This window comes from Calothrix sp. NIES-3974 (genome assembly GCF_002368395.1).
Taxonomy (GTDB): domain Bacteria; phylum Cyanobacteriota; class Cyanobacteriia; order Cyanobacteriales; family Nostocaceae; genus NIES-3974.
In genome coordinates this window covers 5,599,410-5,624,265 of record NZ_AP018254.1, presented here as the reverse complement: position 1 = coordinate 5,624,265, position 24,856 = coordinate 5,599,410, and the positions used below count along the sequence as shown (strand labels likewise).

General features: G+C 43.1%; 21 protein-coding genes, 1 tRNA gene and 1 pseudogene. 9 read left to right on the top strand and 14 right to left on the bottom strand.

Annotated features, from left to right (window positions below; translation table 11 throughout):
* Positions 1 to 2 precede the first annotated feature (2 nt).
* Positions 3 to 1,139, bottom strand: coding sequence for an MraY family glycosyltransferase (locus tag CDC37_RS22390; protein ID WP_096626538.1), 1,137 nt, complete (start codon positions 1,137 to 1,139; stop codon positions 3 to 5).
* 375 nt (positions 1,140 to 1,514) lie between these two features.
* On the opposite strand from CDC37_RS22390, the gene groL reads away from it, so the two are divergent.
* Positions 1,515 to 3,170: a chaperonin GroEL gene (gene groL, locus CDC37_RS22385; protein WP_096625284.1), complete on the top strand. Its 1,656-nt coding sequence runs from the start codon at positions 1,515 to 1,517 to the stop codon at positions 3,168 to 3,170.
* Positions 3,171 to 3,233: 63 nt separating this feature from the next.
* Here groL and CDC37_RS22380 read toward each other — a convergent pair whose 3' ends face one another.
* Entirely contained in the window at positions 3,234 to 3,908 is a 675-nt protein-coding gene (locus CDC37_RS22380) for an alpha-ketoglutarate-dependent dioxygenase AlkB family protein (RefSeq protein ID WP_096625282.1), read from the bottom strand.
* A 262-nt stretch (positions 3,909 to 4,170) separates the two neighbouring features.
* On the opposite strand from CDC37_RS22380, the gene psbV reads away from it, so the two are divergent.
* Together psbV and petE are read left to right on the top strand one after the other, a co-directional pair.
* Positions 4,171 to 4,662, top strand: a complete 492-nt coding sequence (gene psbV / locus CDC37_RS22375) for a photosystem II cytochrome c-550 (RefSeq protein WP_096625280.1) — start codon at positions 4,171 to 4,173, stop codon at positions 4,660 to 4,662.
* Positions 4,663 to 5,025: 363 nt separating this feature from the next.
* Complete coding sequence (petE, locus tag CDC37_RS22370) at positions 5,026 to 5,445, top strand: plastocyanin (protein ID WP_096625278.1); 420 nt, start codon at positions 5,026 to 5,028, stop codon at positions 5,443 to 5,445.
* A gap of 97 nt (positions 5,446 to 5,542) precedes the next feature.
* On the opposite strand, the gene CDC37_RS22365 is transcribed toward petE, so the two are convergent.
* Both CDC37_RS22365 and CDC37_RS22360 read right to left on the bottom strand, forming a co-directional pair.
* The gene (locus tag CDC37_RS22365; RefSeq protein ID WP_096625276.1) at positions 5,543 to 7,234 is read right to left on the bottom strand and encodes a protein kinase domain-containing protein; all 1,692 of its coding nucleotides are present in this window, start codon (positions 7,232 to 7,234) and stop codon (positions 5,543 to 5,545) included.
* 1,198 nt (positions 7,235 to 8,432) lie between these two features.
* Positions 8,433 to 8,927 (bottom strand): hypothetical protein, encoded by a 495-nt coding sequence (locus CDC37_RS22360; protein ID WP_096625274.1) that lies wholly within the window; start codon positions 8,925 to 8,927, stop codon positions 8,433 to 8,435.
* Between the two features lie 163 nt (positions 8,928 to 9,090).
* On the opposite strand from CDC37_RS22360, the gene CDC37_RS22355 reads away from it, so the two are divergent.
* Positions 9,091 to 11,046, top strand: coding sequence for a serine/threonine protein kinase (locus CDC37_RS22355; RefSeq protein WP_096625272.1), 1,956 nt, complete (start codon positions 9,091 to 9,093; stop codon positions 11,044 to 11,046).
* Positions 11,047 to 11,544: 498 nt separating this feature from the next.
* On the opposite strand, the gene CDC37_RS22350 is transcribed toward CDC37_RS22355, so the two are convergent.
* Positions 11,545 to 12,771: a M20 metallopeptidase family protein gene (locus tag CDC37_RS22350; RefSeq protein WP_096625270.1), complete on the bottom strand. Its 1,227-nt coding sequence runs from the start codon at positions 12,769 to 12,771 to the stop codon at positions 11,545 to 11,547.
* Between the two features lie 454 nt (positions 12,772 to 13,225).
* Between CDC37_RS22350 and CDC37_RS22340 the strand changes: the two genes are divergently transcribed.
* Positions 13,226 to 14,359, top strand: coding sequence for a glycosyltransferase family 4 protein (locus CDC37_RS22340; RefSeq protein WP_096625266.1), 1,134 nt, complete (start codon positions 13,226 to 13,228; stop codon positions 14,357 to 14,359).
* 120 nt (positions 14,360 to 14,479) lie between these two features.
* Here CDC37_RS22340 and trxA read toward each other — a convergent pair whose 3' ends face one another.
* Positions 14,480 to 14,797 carry a thioredoxin gene (gene trxA / locus CDC37_RS22335; protein ID WP_096625264.1) on the bottom strand — a complete coding sequence of 106 codons (318 nt, stop codon included), beginning with the start codon at positions 14,795 to 14,797 and terminating at the stop codon, positions 14,480 to 14,482.
* A 188-nt stretch (positions 14,798 to 14,985) separates the two neighbouring features.
* Here trxA and fabG point away from each other — a divergent pair, with 188 nt between their 5' ends.
* Positions 14,986 to 15,753 carry a 3-oxoacyl-[acyl-carrier-protein] reductase gene (gene fabG, locus CDC37_RS22330; RefSeq protein WP_096625262.1) on the top strand — a complete coding sequence of 256 codons (768 nt, stop codon included), beginning with the start codon at positions 14,986 to 14,988 and terminating at the stop codon, positions 15,751 to 15,753.
* A gap of 229 nt (positions 15,754 to 15,982) precedes the next feature.
* Here fabG and nrtS read toward each other — a convergent pair whose 3' ends face one another.
* Together nrtS and CDC37_RS22320 are read right to left on the bottom strand one after the other, a co-directional pair.
* Positions 15,983 to 16,210, bottom strand: coding sequence for a nitrate/nitrite transporter NrtS (nrtS, locus tag CDC37_RS22325; protein ID WP_096625260.1), 228 nt, complete (start codon positions 16,208 to 16,210; stop codon positions 15,983 to 15,985).
* A gap of 105 nt (positions 16,211 to 16,315) precedes the next feature.
* Positions 16,316 to 17,450: pseudogene (locus tag CDC37_RS22320) on the bottom strand (RNA-guided endonuclease InsQ/TnpB family protein).
* A 520-nt stretch (positions 17,451 to 17,970) separates the two neighbouring features.
* Between CDC37_RS22320 and CDC37_RS22310 the strand changes: the two are divergent.
* Together CDC37_RS22310 and CDC37_RS22305 are read left to right on the top strand one after the other, a co-directional pair.
* Positions 17,971 to 18,681 (top strand): TIGR04283 family arsenosugar biosynthesis glycosyltransferase, encoded by a 711-nt coding sequence (locus CDC37_RS22310; RefSeq protein ID WP_096625258.1) that lies wholly within the window; start codon positions 17,971 to 17,973, stop codon positions 18,679 to 18,681.
* Between the two features lie 223 nt (positions 18,682 to 18,904).
* Positions 18,905 to 19,609: a M15 family metallopeptidase gene (locus CDC37_RS22305; protein WP_096625256.1), complete on the top strand. Its 705-nt coding sequence runs from the start codon at positions 18,905 to 18,907 to the stop codon at positions 19,607 to 19,609.
* A gap of 461 nt (positions 19,610 to 20,070) precedes the next feature.
* Here CDC37_RS22305 and CDC37_RS22300 read toward each other — a convergent pair whose 3' ends face one another.
* From CDC37_RS22300 to CDC37_RS22280, 5 genes are all read right to left on the bottom strand, one after another.
* Positions 20,071 to 20,727 (bottom strand): HAS-barrel domain-containing protein, encoded by a 657-nt coding sequence (locus CDC37_RS22300; protein ID WP_096625254.1) that lies wholly within the window; start codon positions 20,725 to 20,727, stop codon positions 20,071 to 20,073.
* Positions 20,728 to 20,899: 172 nt separating this feature from the next.
* Positions 20,900 to 21,094, bottom strand: coding sequence for an NAD(P)H dehydrogenase subunit NdhS (locus tag CDC37_RS22295; protein ID WP_096625252.1), 195 nt, complete (start codon positions 21,092 to 21,094; stop codon positions 20,900 to 20,902).
* A gap of 137 nt (positions 21,095 to 21,231) precedes the next feature.
* A complete protein-coding gene (gene atpC, locus CDC37_RS22290; protein WP_096625250.1) occupies positions 21,232 to 21,645 on the bottom strand; it encodes an ATP synthase F1 subunit epsilon in 414 nt (137 codons plus the stop codon).
* Positions 21,646 to 21,737: 92 nt separating this feature from the next.
* Positions 21,738 to 23,186: a F0F1 ATP synthase subunit beta gene (gene atpD / locus CDC37_RS22285; RefSeq protein ID WP_096625248.1), complete on the bottom strand. Its 1,449-nt coding sequence runs from the start codon at positions 23,184 to 23,186 to the stop codon at positions 21,738 to 21,740.
* Positions 23,187 to 23,429: 243 nt separating this feature from the next.
* Positions 23,430 to 23,502, bottom strand: a tRNA-Arg gene (locus CDC37_RS22280).
* Positions 23,503 to 23,748: 246 nt separating this feature from the next.
* Between CDC37_RS22280 and CDC37_RS22275 the strand changes: the two genes are divergently transcribed.
* Complete coding sequence (locus CDC37_RS22275; protein ID WP_096625246.1) at positions 23,749 to 24,237, top strand: hypothetical protein; 489 nt, start codon at positions 23,749 to 23,751, stop codon at positions 24,235 to 24,237.
* Between the two features lie 41 nt (positions 24,238 to 24,278).
* On the opposite strand, the gene dndE is transcribed toward CDC37_RS22275, so the two are convergent.
* Positions 24,279 to 24,662: a DNA sulfur modification protein DndE gene (dndE, locus tag CDC37_RS22270; RefSeq protein WP_096625244.1), complete on the bottom strand. Its 384-nt coding sequence runs from the start codon at positions 24,660 to 24,662 to the stop codon at positions 24,279 to 24,281.
* Between the last annotated feature and the right edge of the window lie 194 nt (positions 24,663 to 24,856).

Genomic DNA, 24,856 nt, shown 5'->3' with positions numbered 1-24,856 from the left:
AGTTAGCCTTCGTCCTTAACAGCACTACTGACCATCATATCTGGGGGAGAAGGAGGAATGCGAGCAGCACGAACCCGTTGCCAAACCGTGAATGCCAGCAGTATGACAATACCGGTCGTGGTTGCGGATATCTGGAACCAGCTCATATTTTGTAACCACATGGCCAAAATATTAGAACCCAGAGCAATTAACCACAGGGTTAAAGCTGCTCGCCGTTGAGATAGACCCCAAGCAAGGAGACGATGGTGGATATGGTCTTTTCCTGGAGTATTTAGAGGATTTTTACCAGCCATGAGTCGGCGAATTATCACTTGAGTGGTGTCCAAAACTGGTAATAACACAAACAAAACCGAAGGGAATAGGGCAAAAACCGTTGATGCCTGTAATTTCCCTAGGATAGTGGTTGCAGCTAGCACATAGCCAAAAAAATAGGCTCCCGCATCCCCCATAATAATACGAGAGGGATGAAAATTATGGCGCAAAAATCCTAGAGCGGCTCCTGCAAGGGCTGCTAAAACTAATGTAGCCGCAGCGCGGTTAAAAGACTGGGCAGATACAGCCAGCAAACTCATAGAAGTAATAAAACCAATTCCCCCGACTAACCCATCCATTCCATCCATCAGGTTAATGGCATTGGTAATACCTACTACCCACAATACCGTTAGTAGGGTTGAGAGGGTAGGGTCGAAGGGTGTGCCAATTGTCACCTGAATACTAATTTTGTTCGCAACTAGTAGCAGGGCTGTAAAAACTTGTACCAGTAAACGGATTGAAGAAGGTAATCCAAATTGGTCGTCAATAAATCCCACCAGTACCAAAATTGAACCACCGAGCAAAATCGTTAAAACTTGGGCAAGTACGCTTTGGATTTCAATGGGGCGTAGTAAACTAGCCAACACTAGAGCCGCAATTACACCAGCATAAATAGCTAATCCCCCAGCATTGGGTAGGGGTTCCCGGTTCAAACGTCGAGCATTGGGTTGATCTGCCCAACCGACCCGTAGGGCAAATTTCCGAACCACAGGAATAAACCGCCAAGTGACAATCCAAGCTAAGAGAAACGTAAATACAACTGCTAACCAGCCAAAGCCGCTTGGTTCAGCAATGCCCAGTGCTTTGAGGGAACTGTAGATATCCATCATCTCATGGGGGTAGTGTGGAACAAGAAGGTTTTTTTACCAAGGCAATTCTAGAACAATCTAACTATATTTCGGGGAGTAGGGAGTGGAGAATAGGCAATAGGTGAACAATTAAATTAAATGCACTCCTGACAATCGGTTTGACTAACTTAAATACAGAAGGAGACATAGGGTATGGTAGAATACCTCCCCTATGTACATCAAGCCTAATTCCTACTTCCAACTCTTAATACCCAAAAACTGATAAATTCATAATTTTTAGATATATCTCTCATTTACCTGTCCTTATTTATTAGCACTCTCACCCAGTGAGTGCTAAATTGTCTTATGTAGACAATATGATAATGACTGACTGCAAAACTAAACGACGGAAATATGGCGAAGATTGTAGCATTTGATGATGAATCTCGGCAGGCATTGGAAAGAGGTATTAATGCCCTCGCAGATGCGGTAAAAATTACCCTGGGACCAAAAGGTCGCAATGTCCTGCTGGAGAAAAAATTTGGCGCACCCCAAATTGTGAATGACGGGATTACGGTTGCCAAGGAAATTGAATTGGAAGACCCCCTGGAAAATACCGGGGCACGTCTGATTCAAGAGGTAGCATCCAAAACCAAGGATACTGCTGGTGATGGTACCACAACTGCCACGGTTTTGGCACAGGCAATGATTCGTGAAGGTTTGCGGAATGTGACTGCTGGTAGTAATCCAATTGCCTTGAAGCGAGGGATTGATAAGACTGTGGAAGCTTTGGTGGAGGAAATTGCCAAAGTCGCTAAACCCGTAGAAGGAAGTGCGATCGCTCAAGTAGCAACTGTCTCGGCTGGTAATGACGAGGAAGTGGGAGCGATGATTGCGGAGGCAATGGAACGGGTGACAAAGGATGGAGTCATCACCGTTGAGGAATCGAAATCCCTTTCGACGGAGTTGGAAGTTGTGGAAGGGATGCAACTGGATCGCGGTTACATTTCTCCCTACTTCATTACCAATAACGAACGGATGACGGTGGAGTTTGAAAATCCTCGTATCCTGATTACCGATAAAAAAATCAGCAATATCCAAGAGTTGGTTCCAGTCCTGGAAAAAGTGGCCCGGAGTGGTCAGCCTTTGTTAATTATTGCTGAGGACATTGAAGGGGATGCTTTGGCAACTTTAGTTGTCAATAAGGCTCGCGGTGTTTTAAATGTCTGTGCCATTAAAGCCCCTGGTTTTGGCGAACGTCGTAAAGCCATGCTCCAAGACATCGCGGTTTTAACCAAAGGACAAATGATTTCCGAGGAGATTGGTCTTAGCCTGGATACTGCGACCCTGGAAATGCTGGGAACCGCTCGTAAAGTTGAAATTGACAAGGAAAGTACCACCATTGTCGCTGCTGGTGATAATGCGGCTGATGTCCAAGCGCGTATTGCTCAAATCCGCAAACAGTTGGCGGAAACTGATTCCGAGTATGACAAGGAAAAACTCCAGGAACGTATCGCTAAGTTGGCTGGTGGTGTGGCCGTAATTAAGGTGGGTGCGGCCACAGAAACTGAGTTAAAAGACCGGAAACTACGGATTGAAGATGCATTAAATGCGACTAAAGCAGCGGTGGAGGAGGGAATTGTTCCCGGTGGTGGAACAACTTTGATCCATTTAGCCAAGAAGGTGGCAGAGTTTAAACAAACTCTGACCAATGAGGATGAAGTTGTTGGTGCTGATATCCTTGCCCGTAGTTTAGAAGCTCCTTTGTGCCAAATGGCTAATAATGCTGGTGCGGAAGGTGCGGTGATTGTTTCCCGTGTCCGTGATACGGAATTTAATATCGGTTACAACGCCATTACTGGTCAAATGGAAGACATGATTGCTTCCGGAATTGTTGACCCTGCCAAAGTTGTCCGGTCTGCCCTCCAAAATGCTGCCTCGATTGCGGGAATGGTTTTAACCACTGAAGCCATTGTGGTGGAAAAGCCTGAGAAAAAAGCCCCTGCTCCCGATATGGGTGGTATGGGCGGTATGGGCGGTATGGGAGGTATGGGTATGGGGATGATGTAATTTAATTTACCTATATCTACCTGTCAACCATATTTGTTGTAGAGACGTAGCACCGCTACGTCTCTACGGGTTTGTACGAATCACCCGGAATGTTAAATTAATCCGTTCGCCGATGGGTTTGGCGGTTTTGGGGATGTGGTGTTGCCAATAATGCTGGGTTTGCCCTGCCATGATTAGTAGGCTACCGTGATTGAGGGGAATTTCTAATTTGGGTAGGTGTTTGTCGTGACGATGACGTAGCAAAAATCTCCGGGTCTCCCCAAAACTAACGGAGGCGATGAGGGGATTTGCTCCCAGTTCGGGTTCATCGTCGCTATGCCAACCCATGCTATCTTGACCGTGACGGTAGCGATTGAGTAAGACGCTGTTAAACTCGATTTGTTTGTCTTCCTCTGTGTTGTTGATGTTTACAGCCATTTCTACTTGCTGTTTGACCTGGAGTAGGGTATCCGTCCACGGTTGGGGATACATGGTTATCCCCGAATAGGTATAAACTACCCCCGGTTCTCCATACCAAGCGGTTAATCGCGGCTGCAACATTTCTTTCCCATACAGTTTGATGGGGTCTTGTCGCCACTTAATATTATTTAATAATTCTTGATAAATTGACTGGGCATTTACGCCGGAGAAAAAGTCCTTGTAAAGGAGAATTTCTGCTTGGGGAGTGGGTTCCCCATTGGGTAATTTGATAATTTCTGGAAGCGGTAATTTATTACAATTTATTACAGTTTTTGACATGGAATTTAATGAATCAGTTTGTAGAGCAACTGTTGAGGGAGAAGGCTTTGACGGTGTAATCGTAGCTGGGACGACAAATTGAACGCTGAACGTGATATTTGTATAACAGCAGCTTAAATACGACTTTTTAATTTCACTGGCATTATCTGATGAAACAGGTATTTTGTGTGTTGTTTTTAGGAATGACGTACAAATTGCCAACTGCATTAAGTTGCTTTGAAATAAATCCTGTGTTGAGCGTCAAATATCGTTAAGGGGAAAGATGTTGAGAAGAATCATTGGCGTATTTGTGGCGACGGTAGTATTAACATTTCAGTTTGCGATCGCCAGTGCAAATGCGGTGGAACTTGATGCGAAAATTCGTACCGTACCTTTAAATGAGAAAGGTGATACACTCACCCTCTCCCTCAAACAAGTGAAGGAAGGTAAGCAACTGTTCCAGTATGCGTGTGCGCAATGTCATGCAGGTGGTGTCACCAAAACTAACCAAAACGTGGGTCTCGACCCAGAAACCTTGGCGTTGGCAACACCACCTCGCAATAATATTGAAAACTTGGTGGATTATATGAAAAATCCCACCACCTACGACGGAGAAGAGGAAATTTCCGAACTTCACCCCAGTCTCAAAAGTGCAGATATCTTCACCGAAATGCGCAACCTCAAAGAAGAGGATTTAGTCGCGATCGCTGGACATATCCTCATGCAACCCAAGGTAGTTGGTGAAAAATGGGGCGGTGGTAAAATTTACTACTAAAATGCTCGATTAACTCGATTAACTGATGTTAATCCCTGAGTGTTTTGTTTTTGTTTGACTATGCCTGTGGCTGAAAACGCGAGTGCAATGGTAACGCGATGGACGATGATTTTCGTGTAGTCGGTTAAATTTGCCTCGCGGCTTCGTTGACAAAGATTAGGAGAAACGCGACATGTCGCGTCCGTACTCCCTTGCAGTGGGAGGGATTTGTGAACAATCTGAGTTGAAGTGAGTCTGACTGATGATTTGGGCTATCTGAAATTAAAAAAACTTTTAAGTATGACAAGTTGTCGTATTTCGGTGTAAATTTATTTAATATGGGACTAAAAAAAGATGGTTTAAATTAGTTCAGGAGAGAATTTAATGAAAGCGATCGCAGAACAAATCCGACGTATTGGTTTATTGGTGGTGACTTTGGTGTTGGTGGCTGGTACTTTGGCGATATTTGCTCCCACCGCAGCAGCTGAGACCTACACAGTCAAGTTAGGAAGTGACAAAGGCATGTTGGCATTTGAGCCTGCGAAAATATCGATTAAGCCTGGTGACACCATTAAATGGGAGAATAACAAGTTACCTCCCCACAACATCGTTTTTGATAGTGTGAAAAACCCAGCGAAAAGTGCCGATTTAGCCAAAGCACTTTCCCACAAACAATTAATGATGAATCCCGGACAGGCTTTAGAAACAACTTTCCCCGCAGACGCACCCGCAGGTGAGTATACTTTCTATTGCGAACCCCACCGTGGTGCCGGAATGGTTGGTAAAGTGATTGTGGAAGGCTAGAATTGAGTATATTTGCTCAATAATTTGCATTCAGGAAGACTTGAAAATAATAAGTCTTCCTTTTTTGTGTGGGGGGAAAATGATCAATTCAGGTCTACTACCGACAGCGACGAACCTGATCGACAAATAGCCAACCCTGGGTTCCATCTGCGAGTCTGACTTGGGCAAAATCCCCTTGAACTTTGACAAGTAAAACCTTTTCACCGTGGCTAAGTTGTCTCATGGAACCAACTTCTGTTTGGGGTTCGGGACGGAGTTTCGCCAGAAAATTACCACCGGTGGGATTGATTTCCCGACATTGGGGTTGGAGAGCAATAAAGTTGGTTTCCGAGAAAGAATTACCAGATTTACCAGGTTGAAGAAACATCAGACCACCAACTAAACTGAGGGCGATCGCACTACCAGTTCCCAATAGCCAGGGATTTTTACGGTGAAACCGGGATTTAATGGAGACATTTTGAGAACCGGAGCGGGTACGAGAATAGACGATTTTTTGTGGAGGTGCGGTTTTGACCACGGGTTCGTAGACCGATGATGGTGCGGGTTGGTGGGTATTTTCCGCCGGTAGGGAGCAACCAACAGGATATTTTTTAATCGCGATCGCTTGGACTTTAAAACTTTGTTTCCCTAAGCGTAAACTACTCCCAGCCGTCAGTGGCATTTCCCCAGCTAATAATAATTTACCGTCGAGGATGGGGGGGTTTTTTTGCCGTAAATTACGTAAATAAAACTGATTTTGCTGGGGATGGAAAAAGATTTCCGCATGTAAGGCTGATACGGATAAATCGGGAATGACGATATCGCACACCTGGGGGTCCCGTCCAATCCGAATCCGTCCGGGATTTTTACTATTTTGGTTTTCTAAAATTGTATAGGTTTTTGTTTCCCCCCCATCCTGCCAACACAGAGTTAACTCATGTATCGTTTGTCCTGCTTGAGCAGGTACCACCGTTGGAGCTTCCACTAAAGCCGATAATTCTTCTAAAGCAGCTAAAACTTCCGTTGCACTTTGATAGCGGTCTTTGAAATGATACCGCGTCATTTTCTCCAGAACTTGGGTTAAACCAGGACTCACAGGAGTTAAATGTTGCCACAGAATTTCCCCCGTATCCGGGTCATCATTCAATTCTCGCGGATTTACCCCCGTTAATGCTTGAATTGCCATCATCCCTAACGCATAAATATCGCTACTGGGACGGGGTAAACGCCGAGTTTGTTCGGATGGCATATAACCGGGTGTCCCCACGGCAAAAGTCATCCGTTGCGCACCTACCGCCATTGCAGTTTGATTACGCAATTGTTTAATCGCACCGAAATCAATTAATACTAATTTTCCATCGGATTGACGGCGAATAATATTATCTGGTTTGATATCACGATGAATCACCCCCTGACCATGTACAAATTCCAATATCTTGAGAATTTCAATTAACATCTCAATGACTTGGCTTTCAATCCATGACTGTCCAGGAATTAATTCCTCCCGTAGGGTGTGTCCACAAATATATTCTTGAATCAAATAAAATTCTTGATTTTCTTCAAAATAGGCAAGTAAGCGAGGTATTTGCTCGTGTTTACCTAACAGTTGTAGGGTTTCTGCTTCTTTTTGAAACAACTTTCGCGTTATCTGTAAGCTTTCCTGGTCTGTACTAGGAGGTTGGAGGTGCTTGAGTACACACTGGGGATGACCTGGAAGGTGGATATCCTCGACAACATAGGTTTGTCCAAATCCACCTTCACCTAAGACCTGAAGAACTTGATAATGTCCTGCTAGTAACTGACCAATCATGCGCTTAAACTGGTGGTTAAAATTCTGAATTGACCTAATTGTGATCCACTGATACTAATTCTGGATTGCTCAAGAGTGGGACTCCCTATTCAGGAGCAAGTTATCGGGATGGGTGAGAAATTTAGGTAATAAGATAATTTATCATCACTCTTAATCAATAACCAATAATATATGTACTTTGCACACTGATATATTTCCCTTTGGGCTTTTTAACAGTTGACAGTTGTGACAGTAGACAAAGCATTAACCATCTCAACAAAAAGCTCACCTATTGACCGTGTAAAGTATAGCCGATTTGGGTTTTTGATACATGTTTATTGCATATCAGTTCATCGGTTATTTTTTGTGTTGAGAGTTCGATAATCACAAATGCTAATAAACTGCACTAACACTATCAATCCGATGGGAATCCTACTTGCGTCTTGCCATAGCAATTCGTTGAGGATTTATAAAATCTTACATGTTGGGTTGGTGACTGTTAACGGTTGACAGTCAACAGCCATAGACGTAGACACGCGTAGCGCAACTTCTCTAGGAGAAGACTTACCGTAGGGCACAGTCAAAACCAATATTTTTCACTACTTAAATCAGATTGCTATGGGAGTTCTATATTTTTCCCTAAATAGATTCACAAAGACGATTATATAATCATAATTTGATTTTGTCAGAGGTTTTGGGAGATAAAAATCGATGACAACCCCGGTATACTCATGAATAACAAATTCAATTTATGAGTGTTGCCAGTTTGGCATATATTTAGTTTTTTAGAAATAAAAATAAACTTATTTTAATTATCGATTTTCAGCAATTTGTAACCGCAAATACTAAATATGAATCCGGAACTTTTTGCTAATTTTTTGGGGACAGAATAGGGTCATTAGGAAGAAAAGGAAGGGAGGGAAAATTTAATAATACTCACCCGGATTTCTCACAAACCCCTAAAACCTTCAGGGAATGGGGAGTGGGGAGATATATCGCGTCTGTACGGGAGTAGTAGGAAAAACCACCCATGACCAACCCTTATCACTTGCTCGTGAGAAATACAGGTTACAGGACTTACGCCAATGAAGATTTGTCATGACGACGGAAACTGCGTTTCGGGAAGCGATCGCAGGATTTTTGTGTAGACGCACATAGCGCGTCTGCGTTGCGTAGGTCCTGCTCCTATTTCCCCTGCTCCAGAAAGCACCCGTGGTTCCTATTCCCCAATTGCGGGTAGATTTGCGAACAAGTTGGTAATTAACCTTTTGGCTTTAAAATCAAGGGCATTCCAATCCACATCACCCGTAATATCGATTAGACTAGTATCTATATGTACGTGTTCTTGATTAGGTGCGTAATCGAGAAAACAGACTTGATAGCACAATTCCCATAGATCAACTTGTATTTGCTGCTCTTGACGCTGCAAGCACAGATGATATCCTGGATGGGGTGTCGGTAGTTTGGCTAGGGTTTGACGAATTTCGACAGCTCGTTGGGGAATAGCAGTTTCTAATTCAGTTTGCAACTGTTTGACCTGTAATTTGACATCCTCCGTTGTATCTTCAGCCCAAACCATTACTTCTTGATAACTTCCTTTCCATGCTGATGTATCCAATGTTTTGCGGATATTATCAATCACCCGAATAAAGGCGGGTTGCATCAGCAGTTCGGCTTGCTTCCACATAACAGGGTCAGTGATTTTTGGTGGCATGGTTATAAATGCGACTATGGAAATGTGTATTGATAAAAAACTGGATTTTGGTTAAATCTTTTCTCAACATAGCGGATTTTACCGTGAAAGATTTGGAGATATTCATTACCGTCACAATTAAATCCACGATTAAATCGGTATTTGGACAGGGGAGGGAGGAAGTATGATTGGCACACTACTAGACCGACGTTATCGAGTTGTTCAGGTTTTGGCGACTGGGGGTTTCGGTCAAACCTATATTGCGGAGGATACTAAGCGACCTGGTAATCCTATTTGTGTGGTGAAGCATTTGAAGCCAGCAAGTAGTGATGCGAAGTTATTTGAAACTGCCAAGCGGTTGTTTCAAAGTGAGGCTGAGTCCCTGGAAAAGTTGGGTAATCATGACCAAATTCCCCGGTTGTTAGCTTATTTTGATGAAAATCAGGAATTTTATTTAGTTCAAGAGTTTATTCAAGGGCATACTCTAAGTGAAGAATTAGTGGTTGGCCAATGCTGGAGCGAGGCGCAGGTTTTTTATTTATTACATGAAATTTTAAGTATTCTAGATTTTGTTCATGCTCAGGGGGTAATTCACCGGGATATTAAACCAGATAATATTATTCGCCGCACCACGGATAATAAATTAGTGTTGGTGGATTTTGGAGCGGTAAAACAATTGCGGGTTCCTGGGGGTTATCCAGCGCGGGTAAATATGGGGGGACAATCAACGGCAACGGTAGCGATTGGTACACCTGGATATATGCCGACGGAACAGGGACAGGGTAAACCTCGACCGAATAGTGATATTTATGCATTGGGAATGATTGCGATTCAGGCTTTGACTGGGGTTTCACCAATGGATTTACAGGAAGACCCGAATACGGGGGAATTTATCTGGCAACATTTGGTTCCCATTAGTCCCCAGTTGGCGGAAGTGTTACGGAAGATGGTGCGTTACCATTTTAAAGACCGTTATCAAAATGCTGGGGAGGCTTTGCGAGCTTTAAATGCGATCGCACCCCAAGCATTTTTGGCGAGTTCGGGTTCTGTGACAACACCTACTGGAGCAATGGTTCGGGTTAATTCCCCCTATTCTCGTCAACAAACTTTGGCTGTTGCTCCTAAACATCGCCAACCTGTTGCATCTGCGGTTGTGGCGACACCGACACCCATAAAACGGGAGCAGACTAAGTTTGATTTTCTCCAACTGTTTGTTTTGTTACTCTTGATTGGGGGAACTGCCGCAGTTACACCGATGTTGGTGCAGAATTTTCAAGCTTTGACGGCGAATTGGACAAAAAATGATCCATTGTCTTCCCAAGCTTGTATGGCAGAAATTGGTGGGACGGCAAATATTCGTTCGGAACCGAGTGCGATTAATTCCCAAACAATTCTCAAAACCGTCAATCGCGGAACTAAGTTGGAAGTGACGGGAACTCGTACCAAGAAGGGTTGGGTGCAGTTACGTTTAGATTCTGGTCAGACAGCTTGGACCCATTCGAGTGTAATTGCGAACAATCAGGAATGGGGAACTTGTTTACGCGATCGCGGTGTAGCCATTCAGGTTGTTAATGATGATAATTTGATTGCTGACCGTCCTGCTCCCAAACCGATTGCAAGTGTGAGAATTCCTCCCCAACCAGCACCACAGCAGACCCCAAATAACCAACCAACAGGGATAAACCCGGTGGAGGTATTGGAACAAGCACGCAAAAAGTACGAGTCGGGTGATTTTCAAGGAGCAATTGATTTACTGCGGTCGGTTCCCCAAGGGATAGAGGATACCCGAAAAACCATTTCCCAATGGCAAAAGGAATGGGAAAAGGCTGAAAAGGTGTTTCGAGATATTGACGAAGCGATCGCTCAAGGAAATTGGGATAAGGTCAAGGAACTTCAAAAAAATCCCCAGGGTTCTCCCAATATTCAGTATTGGCGTGACAAGATTAATCCTTTGTTGCAAAAAGCCAATGAACGACTTTCTCAACAAAAAACTCCGGAAAACCCGATTCCGCAATCGGAGGTTTCCCCTCCAGCAACAAAGGAAAGGGAAAAATCCCATTCCTCACCAACTCCATCCCCCAATCCAGAAACCGAAGTTAATCCTGCGGAGGAATTAATTAATAATTTATTTGCTAATTAGAGTATCTTTTTAATTCGTAATTTGTAATTCGTAATTCGTAATTACGAATTATTAATTTATTGAGCAATTTTTCCATACACGATTCAACGGTTATAGCTGCTGATATGTAGCAATCATTAGCGTAAACGATATTAAACGCTATAATCTCTGTGAATTAATGATTTTGAAAGACAATACCAATTTAATATGAAGACGCATAGAAAGAACCCCACCGTAACCCTCCCCGATTACCCTACGGGAAGTAAGCTAAGGGGAGGAGACTGGATTTCTCCCTCTCCGTAGGTGAAGGAGTGGGTTCAAATTATGTGCAACTTTACATTAAATGGGTATAAGGTTTAAAGTAATTTCACTCATTAGTTGAGAAAACAATCAATAACTGACTGGTTCCAAGTTTAATGATTTTCTTCTCAACACACTAGGAGGTTTTTAAAAACTTCTATTTCCTACAAATTGCAAATTACGTACGTAGCTTGCTTCCCGCGTAGCGGGTATTACAAATTACGAATTATTTAAAAACTTTTCCACACATCCAACAAATATTTCTACACCCATTGCTAAGGCTGTTTCATCGAAGTCAAAACGGGGATGATGGTGGGGGTAGGCTAAATTTAGCTGCGGATTGGCAGAACCGAGGAAAAAGTAACAGCCGGGGACTTCCTGTAAAAAGAATGACATATCCTCCCCTCCCATTGTTTGACATTCAGGAACTACACCTAGGGGTGTTTCCACTACTTGAGTCGCAACGGATTGAACTAGGTGGGTTATATCGGGATGGTTAATCACCGGGGGATAGAGACGATAATGCTGAAAATCGTATTTTGCACCATTGCTAGCACAGACACCTGCAATCACTGTTTCAATTTTATTTTGAAAAAAGTCTGCTAAATCGGGATTAAAATAGCGAATTGTCCCGGACATCCTCGCAGTATCAGCGATAACATTACGTTTTGTACCGGCGTGGAGTTCGCCAATGGTGACGACCGCAGCATCGAGGGGGTTAACATTGCGGGAAACGATGGTTTGGAGGGCATTCACAACTTGAGCCGCCACGACGATGGAATCAACGGTTTGGTGAGGCATGGCCCCGTGTCCACCCTGACCCAGGATGGTACAGTCAAAACATTCCACCGCCGCCATTAAAGCGCCTGACCGTACTCCTACGGTTCCCAAGGGTAAATTATTCCACAAATGCAACCCAATAATGGCATCGACATCGGGGTTTTTGAGAACACCTGCGGTAATCATGGGTTTTGCACCACCGGGACCTTCCTCGGCTGGTTGAAAAATAATTTTGACGATACCATTGAAGCGATCGCGGTGTTGGTGTAAATAATAGGCAGTACCCAGAGCGATCGCGGTATGGCCATCATGACCGCAAGCGTGCATTATCCCATCATGTTGGGAACGGTAGGGAACCTGATTTTGTTCTTGAATTGGTAGAGCATCCATATCTGCTCGAATTGCTAAAACCTTACCGAAACCTGGCTTTTCTCCACGAATAATGGCAACAATACCGGTTTTGGCGATACCTGATTCATGTTCGATTCCCCATGCCTTTAATTTTTGACAGATAAATTCTGCCGTTAGTTGTTCTTGAAAGCCTAATTCCGGTTTTTGATGAAAATTACGTCGCCATTCCACCAATTGTGGTTGTAATGTGCGAATATCTAAACGAATATTCGCGTGATTAGGAATTGAAGTTGTATTAGGTAATGTGGAAATCATGGGATTTTGGATTTTAGATTTTGGATGTTGGATTTTGGATTTTCTAAGCTCGACCTTATCCAAAATTAAGAACTTGGCTTTCCTGATGCGGCAAAAATCCTGGTTTTTTGGCAAAGACTTTTTCCATGTCACAGATTTGCACTCAAGTCCAAAAACTAAAACAACTATCTTGCAATGGTTTCAGCGTTGGGTTTTAGGTTTTTTAAAAATGGATAAAGTCGAGTTTCTCAGAGGATGTTGCTCAAGTGTCAATAAATACTTTATCAACCACTTATTGAAGACGTGACATAGGCTCAAACAGTATATTTATCGTTGTCGGCTACTCCCCATTCCCAAAAAACGATAAGTAAAGTATTAGAAGGGACTTTTAAAACATCCTCTAACCTATATCCTGTATTTTTTTTACGTCCTTTCTACTTACCCTCCTGTATTCTGTATTTTCCCATACTAACTAATGAAAATATTATTTTTAGACCAAAGTGGAAAGCCCGGTGGGGCAGAATTATGTTTAATTGATATCGCCAAACCAATACGCGATCGCTGTTTGGTGGGGTTGTTTGCTGATGGGGATTTTCGTCGATTGTTAGAACAAGAGCAAATTCCTGTACAAGTCCTGACCCAGCAAGCGATTCAGGTACGCAAGGAAAGTGGTTTAACCCAGGGTCTAGCGAGTTTAGGGCAATTACTACCCTTGATTAGAAATGTTGTCCCCATAGCCAGGAATTTTGATATTATCTATGCTAATACTCAAAAGGCATTGGTTGTTGGCGCTGTCGCCAGCTTTTTGGCTCGTCGTCCCCTGGTCTACCATTTACATGATATTCTCTCCCCAGAACATTTTAGTACAACGAACCGCCGCATTGCCGTAACTTTAGCAAATCGTGCCCAGTTGGTGATTGCAAATTCCTCGGCTAGTAAGCAGGCTTTTGTCGCAGCTGGAGGAAGAGAGGATATTGTGGAGATTGTTTATAATGGGTTTGAGTTAAATAAATATCAAATACCTCAACAGGAAAGTTTAGTAATTCGCCAAGAATTAGGCTTAACAGATAAATTCATTATCGGTCATTTTAGCCGTCTTTCTCCGTGGAAAGGGCAACATATTTTAATTGCGGCTTTAGCAAAAGTACCAGAACAAGCTTGTTTAATTTTAGTGGGAGATGCCCTATTTGGAGAACAGAAATATGTGCAACAATTACATACCCAAGTGCAAGAATTAGGTTTAGAAACAAGGGTAAAATTTCTCGGTTTTCGCCACAATATTCCCCAATTAATGTCGGCTTGTGATTTAATAGCCCATACTTCCACAGCCGCAGAACCTTTTGGTAGAGTGATTGTGGAAGCAATGTTATGTGGTAAACCTGTGGTTGCGGCGAAAGCCGGTGGTGCGATGGAATTAGTCGAATCCGGGGTCAACGGCTTTTTGACTACACCTGGAAATGTGGAAGAATTAGCTGAAGTGATTAATCTCTGCATTCACCAACCAGAGAAAACCGCCATGATTGCTGAACATGCTCGTTATACCGCTAGTCAGCGATTTGATGTGGCAGTGATTAATCAACAATTAGCTAGGTTTTTGGACAAAATTTGACCTGGTAGAGACGACCCGACGGATCGTCTCTACTACACAATGTAAAATTTTCAATTCATATTTGTATTCTGCAACACCCGGTTTTTGCTAAACATCAAAACCCGACTTCTGGCCAAACAATTAAATTAAACTGAGAACACGACGAACTAAATCAGATGTTTGCATCACACCTTCGATTTTATCTATCGGCTCCCCATTTTTAAACAGAATTAATGTGGGCAAAGCATAAATCTGATACTGACTTGCTAGTTGGGGATATTTTTCCGTATCGATTTTGGCAATTTTAATCTTACCTTGAAGTTGGGCGTTCACCTGTTCTAAGATTTGGCTCATAATCTTACACGGACCGCACCAATCTGCATAAAAATCGACTAACACTGGCAAATCTGAACTAGTAAGCATTTCTTCAAAGCTACTAAATTGCTTTTGTATCGCCATATAACATGTACCAGTTGTAATAGTTTAATTTCAATGGTAATCCTTGCCACTGATTTATGGTATGGTAAAACCCGATTTTTTTTAGCTTTTGATTCACTGGGGAGCAGCAAAGATATATTCCTCTGCCATCAGTCCCCAAATCACCATAAGATATTCCTTTGGGGAAAAATTACCAGAAAATTTTGTCTATGGAACTATTACCAGAAAACTTGCAGTTACTACGCACACAGGTGGCCCTAGTTACAGGTGCATCCAGGGGAATTGGTCGAGCGATCGCGTTGGAATTAGCCAAGTATGGTGCTACGATTGTTGTCAATTACGCTGCTTCTAGTGCTGCTGCGGATGGGGTTGTGGAAACGATTACTAGTGCTGGGGGAAGTGCTGTCTCCCTCCAAGCTGATGTTTCCCAAGCTGATCAGGTAGACACCCTCATTAATGCCATTATCGAAAAATTTGGACGTATTGATATCTTAGTCAATAATGCTGGTATCACCCGCGACACATTACTGTTACGCATGAAGCCAGAAGACTGGCAAGCTGTAATTGACCTCAACCTGACTGGTGTATTCTTATGTACTCGCGCCGTCAGTAAAATCATGCTGAAGCAACGCAGTGGACGGATTATTAATATCACCTCTGTAGCTGGATTGATGGGCAACCCTGGACAAGCCAATTATAGTGCGGCGAAGGCTGGTGTAATCGGTTTTACAAAAACCGTTGCCAAGGAGTTGTCCTCACGGGGAATCACGGTAAATGCGGTCGCACCTGGATTTATCGTCACCGATATGACAAATGATTTGGGGAATACGGAGGAAATCCTCAAGTTAATCCCCCTGGGACGCTTTGGACAACCGGAAGAGATTGCGGGAATGGTGCGCTTTCTAGCTACAGACCCCGCAGCAGCCTATATCACTGGACAAGTTTTTAATGTTGATGGGGGAATGGTAATGGCTTAATTCGTTGCAGTAAATATGCATTTTTTGCATAGAATCAATGCGTTTTGAACATAATACTGCTAGTCATCTATGGAAATAATCGTTATATTTGATTCCAGTATTTAAGTGTGTTGACTCTGTGTGTTAGTAGTTAATCCAGTCCAGGCGTTGAGTTTGGGCTGTTTTTTGTTTGCAGGGATATGTTGATTTGCCAAAATTCTGGCAACAGACCACTTAGATATTTATTTGATTAACGGCGAATTTTGCTGGCATATTGGCCGTGAATATTCACCAAATAGGGCACAATATAGGTGAGACCAGCCGCCAACCAGCGCTGACGATTCATTTGTCCGGAAAGGAAAGCACTACCGTGGTTAATCATAAATAAAACGGAACCAACCACTAAAGCGACTTTAATTGCAGTAGGAGTGAATTCGGGATGGATTAGACACCGAGTAAACTGACGTAGAGATTTCATTGCCAATTAGCGATTGGGATTTATGATCTTCGACGGAATGCAGATTTTTGACAAAGATTTTGTTTTTGACATACTCCCTGCCCTACAAAGGCAGAGATTCTAGGCTCAAACAACGATTGCGGACAAAGTCCGTCTTAAATCGTCTAACCCAACAGTTGATGCCCCAACTGCACAAATATTTTTAGCTGCGTTTTCGTCTCTCCCATTGACTGACTGACAGGACGGACAACGCCACTTTCTAACTGACAAATCTAATTTTTCTAGAACGTGTCCACAATTAGAACAAGTTTTGCTAGACGGATACCATTGATCAATAAATACGATTTGTTTGCCTTTCTTTTTGGCAATCCACTCTAGAATTTGTAGAAATTCTCCAAAAGCCAGGTCTGATATCTTGCGCCCCCAAAGACGTTGCATTCCTTTGAGGTTGAGTGTTTCAAAACACAACACATCAAACCTATTAGTTAGGTCGTGAGCTAATTTCCAAAACCAATCACGTCTAGCATTAGAAATATCCTCATACTTGCGTACTAAATTCTTTCTAGCCCGTTCTCGATTGGCTGACCCTTTCAACTTTTTGGAATGCTGCCTACTGGCTTTTTTAATAGCATTAAGTGACTGTTTGAAGAATTGGGGCGACTCAATTTTAGTGCCGTCTGAGCAGGTGAGAAATGTCTTTAATCCCAAATCGAAACCAGCGATTTTACCTGTCTTGATTTCAACGTCTGGATTGCTAGCATCATCAACAACAATAACCATAAACAACTCACCTAATGATGTGCGTTTTCTAGTTAAGGTTTTGACTGTTCCTTCTATCTCTCTTGACTTCCAAAATTGATATATTCGATTACCAATCTTTACCTTGTTGCCACTTAAAAACTTATAACCTGCTTGCTTAAGGGTGAATGATTTGTACTTTTTAACTTTCTTGAATCCTGGTGGACGAACCCCCTTCTTGTTGTGTTTAAAAAATAATTGGTATGCTTTCTCAATGCGTTGGCAAATATCTTGTACTGCCTGAGAACCTACTGATTGCCAAAACAAGTTACGCTTCCGCAATTTGGCTATATGAGATTGGAGGAGATTGGAGTTTCGCACAACTCAAGTGTTTACCCCACATCCGGTAGTATCGACGATGAAGGGCAATGCAATGGTTATAAATCACCCCAGAAGCGTTAATCATTCGCTTGAGGTGTTTATTGCGTTTGTGTTCGTACAACTTAAATCGTAGTGTTCTCATGCTACTATTGTACAGCGTTATTGTGTACAATAGTATGAAGAAACGATTAGATTTTAGAGTAGAAGAATACGAACTTCAAATCCTTGAAGACTACTGCTTATTTGTCGGCAGAACAAAAACTGATGTGCTTAGATAACTCATTAGAAACCTGAAGATAAAGAAAAGTCGTCCTAGAAGGACGGGGCTTTAGACCCATTCTTTCGGTAACGAATTTTAACTCAACGTGAGTACCCCTGCGAGGAATAAACTATGACGCATACACCAGAAGCAGGGTTTTTATCGCTCTGATCTTGATTGAAGGGACATTTATCTTTAATAACCTGAGTATTGCGTAGGTCGAGTTGAAAAACGTAAACCCAACCGACAACGAGAATTCCTAGGGTTCCACTGCGTTACAACGTCACCTACTTCAACGTGGGGAACCCGCACAACATAGTGGTTCCCCAACCGACGATGATTTTATATTTGTTTTATTATCTCCTGTATCCTGTTTCCTGTATTCTTTTCACATCAGTTTATTGTGTCCAATCAATTCGCGACAAATGTTAACCAAGCCAAAATTTCCATCATTATTCCTACCCTCAACGAAGCGGGGAATATTGATACTACCCTCAAAAGTGTGTTAGGAGGCGAAAATATTGAAATTATAGTAGTTGATGGTGGTTCTGATGATAAAACCTTAGAAATCGTCCAGCAATTTCCCGTCCAAGCAATGGTATCAGCACCAGGAAGAGCGACGCAAATGAATAGGGGTACGGAGGTTGCGAAGGGGGATATATTCCTATTTCTCCATGCAGATACCCAATTACCACCGGGATATGACACGATGGTGCGAAATGCTTTAGCCATCAAGGGGACGGTTGCGGGTGCATTTGCCTTACAAATCGACGCACCCCAATATAGCTTACGTTTAATCGAGTGGGGTGTGAAAATGCGATCGCAGTTTTTTCAGTTTCCCTACGGCGACCAGGCAATTTTTTTAACTCGCGATATATTTTTTCAGGTGGGAATGTTTCCAACTGTCCCCATTATGGAAGATTTTATCTTGGTGCGCACTCTCCAACGTCTTGGTAAAATTACCTTAATTCCGGTTCCTGTAGTGACTTCTGCACGTCGGTGGTTATCCAGGGGTATCCTGAAAACAACATTAATTAATCAAATGATAATTTTTGGCTATTTTCTCGGAGTTTCCCCCCAAATCTTGCATCGGTTATACCAAAGAAGAAAATAATTCGATTGTGGATTGTGAATTTTCCATGAAGTTCGTAGCATTGCTAAATTAATCATCGGCAATCACCAATTACGTACGCGAAGCGTTGCCGCAGTCTATTACGTAGACGCGAAGCGGCTTGCCGCAGGCTATTACGTAGCTTGCTTCCCGCGTAGCGGGTATTACAAATTACAAATTACGAATTACGAATTACGAATTACGAATTACGAATTACAAATTACCAATGCCTAAACGTCCCTATCACCATATTCCCATCCAAGAATGTAACGAAGCACTGATTCCGATTCCAGGGGAATTATTTGCAGTGGAAACACCCCACCCCTATGAAAAACTTGGCGCACCCTATGGGGGATATTCACCCTATTTTTTGCGGGAAACCGTGGTGGAAAAATTATTAATCGCTCAAAATAACTTGCAACAACAATACCCAAACTGGCAAATCCAAATTTTTGATGCCTATCGTCCCGTGAGTGTACAACAATTTATGGTGGATTATGCTTTTGCCGAAGCCTTACAAATGAAAGGTTTCAGTAGTCAAGATGTATCCCAAATCCCCCCATCCCAACTAGAGCAGATTTGGGAACAGGTGTATCAAATTTGGGCCCCTCCCAGCTTGGATTTGGCTACTCCTCCACCCCACAGTACGGGTTCTGCGGTGGATATTACTTTGGTGGATGATAAGGGGAAAGTAATTAATATGGGTTCACCGATCGACGAAATGTCGGAGCGCTCCTTACCGGACTACTACCGTGAACATACTTCCCATCCCCAAGCCAAAGAATTTTCCCACCACCGTCAACTACTGTGTGATGTGATGGTAGCAGCTGGATTTGTCCGCAATCCACGGGAATGGTGGCATTTTTCCTATGGTGATCAAATGTGGGCTTGGTTATCGGGTGAAACTACGGCTAAATACGGTCGAATTTAGGGAGACCGTCGCAACTGTTACCAAACTTGTGGTTGATTCTGGTGTTGCTGGTGGTGGGGGTGATTCGGGTTTTTTGGGAAATACCAATCTCCAGATAAAGGGTGAAATGGCCAGCAATATGATTATGATTAACAAATGATAGACGCGCAATGTACTTCCTTTAGTGATTAACTCTAGTGATTGCGATTAAATAATATACCAAGTTGCGGTTTTTGGGATTGAATTTGATGGCGATCGCTTTTTTGCTTTTCTAGTTAATTTTTACACAGCACTACTCCCGCATTTCTTGCAAAACCCTAAAACTCACAGGGAGTAGGGAGTAGAAGGAAAATCAGTCTGTCACTCAAGGCTGACAACTTACTCGTAAGAAATCCAGGTACTTTCCCTGCTCCCTCAGTTCCCGAAAGCTCCACTTGCATCCCCAGTTTTCCTCCCCGTATTGATTTTGGTGTGGTCAAATACTAGGGGTGGATTTGACTGAGAATATAGCGTAAGCGGTCGTAGTCATCCTTCAGTAAAATATTCAACATCCGTCCAGTTTCGACTAACCATGCTCGATCGGCTTGACGCAATCGATAAATTTCCCGAATCGCGGCTGCCGTTAGGGATTCTACGGGTGCGCCTGCTACATTAAGCAAAGTACGTAAAAAATCTAACTTCTCGCTAAAACGAATAATTGTATCTGGGGAACAGCGATACACAGCCTGGTGAATTTGTGGAGGACGGGGTGGTAGATATTGATACAAATTACCGGGAGCGTCGGGAATAGGACTTGGTTCTTCAAAGCCGACAATGGCAGCACGAAACTCGGTTTTCAACATCGCGAAAATTTGGGGTTGTTCTTCCCGTAAATCCTGTAGGGACATACCTAAAGCCCTAGCGCGGTGGACAGAATCAATGGGCATAGTAGTAGCATAGTAGACGATGCCGTAGATTTGGTTCCCGGTTTCCTCATCCTGGGATTTGACCCAACTACCAAAAGCTGGCATTGCTGGGAAACTTAAATCATCTGGTTCCAAACACTGGGCTAAAAATTCGCAGGTGGAGGTTTCAATTACTTCAGCAATGTGGGTCGGGTCGCGATCGCTGCGATTAAATTGGGGAAGGGGAAGACGCATATACTAGGAGACAGGATACAGGAGATTGGGGATGTAGGGGAAGCTTTTGGGAGATAAATGAGCAAAATTTTGGCGAAATAGTAACAAGTATTAATCTCGAAAAAAGCCGTAATCATGAACCGGAGAACAAAATTACGGCTATTAAGCTTGATATTAGCGAAATATCAACAATCTATTTCTTTTTCTTTCCTGGACTTGTTTCCACTGCTTCCAACTCCGATAAACGGAAAGTAATCAACTTATCCCAGTTACCACCCTCAAACAAAACGGCAACTTTACCATCACTCACCCTCTGGACTAGTCCTTCAAAGCGGTAGTATGTGTCCGCAGGGTTTTTTACACGAACAGTAGCTCCAGGCAAAATCATAGCTCTTTCTCGTAATGTTTACCTTTTTCTAGCTTAATCCATAATCTCTTTGGCAAAAAAGGACGCATGTAAATGCGTCCTCAGTATTTTTACTTGTATGAGAATTGGGGAAAAGTTAGCAAAAAATATCACCCAAGTTAAACCATGCCACCAGCAGCTTGAAAACGCGCTCTAGCCCGTTTAAAAGCTTGTGTCGCCTGGATTTGGGCTTGACGGTCATCGGCGGGTACTCGCTCCAATTTGGCTTGAGCTTCTGTGTAGGCTGCACGAGCTTCTTCCAAGTTAATCCCGTCTCCACGTTCGGCTCCATTGACGAGAATTGTCACCTCGTCTTCTTCCACTTCCACAAATCCGCCCATTAGAGCGATCGCTACCCAATTTTGGTTTTTGTTAGCACGCACGCGCATCACTCCAGTGTCTAACGCGCTCAAAAGTGGTGCGTGTCCACTCAAAATACCTAACTGTCCTGTGGTGCTTGGCAAAATTACTTCTTCTGCATCCGCATCCCAAACAGTTTTATCTGGAGAGATTACACGAACTGTTAGCGTCATATTATTCCTTTTGACAAGCAAATTCTTACGGTTAGATTCTGGATTTTGGTTCTCTAATTAGAGAAACCCAAAATCCAAAATCCAAAATCGATCTAGCCTTTGAGTTTTTCAGCTTTAGCGATCGCTTCGTTGATATCACCAACCATATAGAACGCCTGTTCTGGTAAATCATCCAATTCACCGGACAGAATCATCTTGAAGCCTTTGATGGTATCTTCCAACTTCACATATTTACCAGGTGAACCCGTAAACACCTCTGCCACAAAGAAGGGCTGGGACAAGAAACGCTCGATTTTACGTGCCCTTGCCACGGTCAAACGGTCTTCCTCTGACAACTCATCTAACCCGAGAATAGCGATGATATCTTGTAACTCTTTATACCGTTGTAGTGTCGATTGTACAGCACGAGCGGTGTTATAGTGTTCCTCTCCCACTACATTCGGTTGCAACATGGTGGAGGTGGAACCTAATGGGTCTACTGCGGGATAGATACCTTTTGCTGCCAAACTCCGAGATAATACGGTTGTACCATCAAGGTGAGCAAATGTAGTGGCAGGTGCGGGGTCAGTTAAGTCGTCCGCAGGGACGTATACAGCTTGAATGGAGGTGATGGAACCTTCATTAGTGGAGGTAATCCGCTCTTGGAGTTCGCCCACATCCGTACCGAGGGTGGGTTGGTATCCTACCGCAGAAGGCATCCGTCCGAGTAGGGCTGATACTTCCGAACCAGCTTGAACGAAGCGGAAAATGTTGTCAATAAACAACAGCACGTCTTGCTTGTTCACATCACGGAAGTATTCCGCCATTGTCAAACCCGACAGACCAACACGCATCCGCGCACCGGGTGGTTCATTCATCTGACCATATACAAGGGCAATTTTCGATTCGTTGAGGTTATCTTTGTTGATAACTCCCGACTCAATCATTTCATTGTAAAGGTCATTACCTTCGCGGGTACGTTCACCCACACCTGCAAACACCGATACACCACCGTGTTCCTGGGCGATGTTGTTAATCAACTCCATCATAATCACGGTTTTGCCCACACCAGCACCGCCGAACAGACCGATTTTTCCACCACGACGGTAGGGGGTCAACAGGTCAACGACTTTAATTCCGGTTTCAAACACCGATGGTTTGGTTTCCAATTCGGTGAGTTTAGGAGCAGCACGGTGGATGGGTAGGGTATCTTGGGTGTTAACAGGACCCTTATTATCAACAGGTTCGCCAAGAACATTGAAAATCCGACCGAGGGTAACTTTACCAACTGGAACGCTAATTGGCGCACCAGTATCGACAACTTCCATGCCTCGCACCAAACCGTCGGTAGTACTCATTGCTACCGCCCGTACTTGATTGTCGCCTAAAAGTTGCTGTACCTCGCAGGTCACGGAAACTTCTTGTCCGGCTTCATTTGTGCCTTTGATGGTCAACGCGTTGTAGATGGGGGGCATTTTGCCGCCGGTAAATTTCACATCCACAACCGGACCAATTACTTGGGTAATATAACCAACGTTTGTTTTTTCTGCAGTGGTGACCATGCTGAGCCTAAGTTATTGAAGCTATATTTTCAGTTCGGGTCGAAAAGACTAAAAAGCAATATCATTTCCAGAGTAGCACCGAACGACCTCACTATACTCCCTAATTTCATTCTTTCGTTTGATGTCTGTCCGTTAGCCATGTGATATCCTGCGAAAGCGGATAAATAGGAGGCAAATAGAATCATAAACTACCTATCATTTTTTTTGTCAGTAGCTGCGATTTTTTTGATTAGCCTTGTAAAACGAGCGTGGAGGGATTTGAACCCCCGACCTACAGAACCGGAATCTGACGCGCTATCCACTGCGCTACACGCCCTAGTAAATGCATGTCGATGCGTTTACAACTAAACTATTATAGCAGAAAAGTCCATCAGTGCGTCACGGTTCCAATATTTTTGATTTTTCCCACGGCAATCAACTGAGCTTTTACCTTTGACGGTGGTGCTAAAGCGCAACTACGTGCCTTTATTTCACCCACCAAAAATTAATGAAAGTGGTGTTTCCCTACTCCATAGAAGCGTTTTAATCTATATTTAAGTAGAACTAAGTTACCAAATCTGGAATGAATAAGTTTCTTGACTCAAACTTGTCTACCGAAGTTGCTCAACAAATCAAAAGCAAGGCGAAACAACCGTTTGATAATGCCTATAAAGCGGTACTGACGATTGCTGAAGCTAGATATACCCAAGGGTTTCTCGTCTACCCTGGTAAGCCTTATCAGCCGATTGAACATGCATGGGTAGAAGTCACAGAGACTACCGAAGGTGGAGATTGTGTCCGGATTGTTGACCCTACTTTCCCACATTTACAGAAAAATCCGGAGACAGTTTTTTATTTTGCTGCCCATACTATTAAAGCATCGGAACTTCAAGCTATCATTGAGGAATCCCAAGAAGATTACCCAGAAGATGATCCTTTACCAATCTATGGTGATGCACCCTATGAATATTACGGGGATGTAATGCTTGGTGGTAAAAATTATTTGACGGCTTACGAAATGGCAATGAGTAAGTGTCGGGAACTTAATCAACCGATTCTCGATGGGAATTAATCGGGGGAAGGGGTTTGGGTCTGCAAAAACGGGTGAATTTGTCAATTGCCGACCAGCTGAATTAAGTCTTCAATTTTCTTAATATTTGGATCTCCAGCGAGGTAGCCAATACCTCGATGGAGGTGTAGGATTAATTGCTGTGAAAGGGTCTCTTTTTCTGTGGATAGCCCATCATTGTAACAGCGCTGTTTGAGAGCCATAATTAGAGCATCGGACATTTCTCCGGCAAAGACTTGCCAAGCTATTTCTACATTGCTATCAAGCTTGATGGGTATGGGGGATGGTGGTGTTGGTTCACATAGGGAACGACAAAAAGCCCAGCGACATAGTATATTCCACTGGTCAATTTTGGTGATTCGTTTGAGTTTAATTAGTTGGTCTTTCCCGGTTTGGGAAATCTTGATACGTTCGATTGGTGGTTCCATAGATTTTCCGATGATATTTATTTCCCAAATTTCCGAAATTTAGATGGGGTTGTCTGTAGTTATTGAGGGAATGTCAAGTAGTTTTAATTACAAGCCCAAAATGAATTTATACCATATTCTCTAAATTTTAATTGCGAGTTACATCGATCAACATCGGTTTTTGCAAGAATAGTTCTATCTTTTTCTTTTCGGTG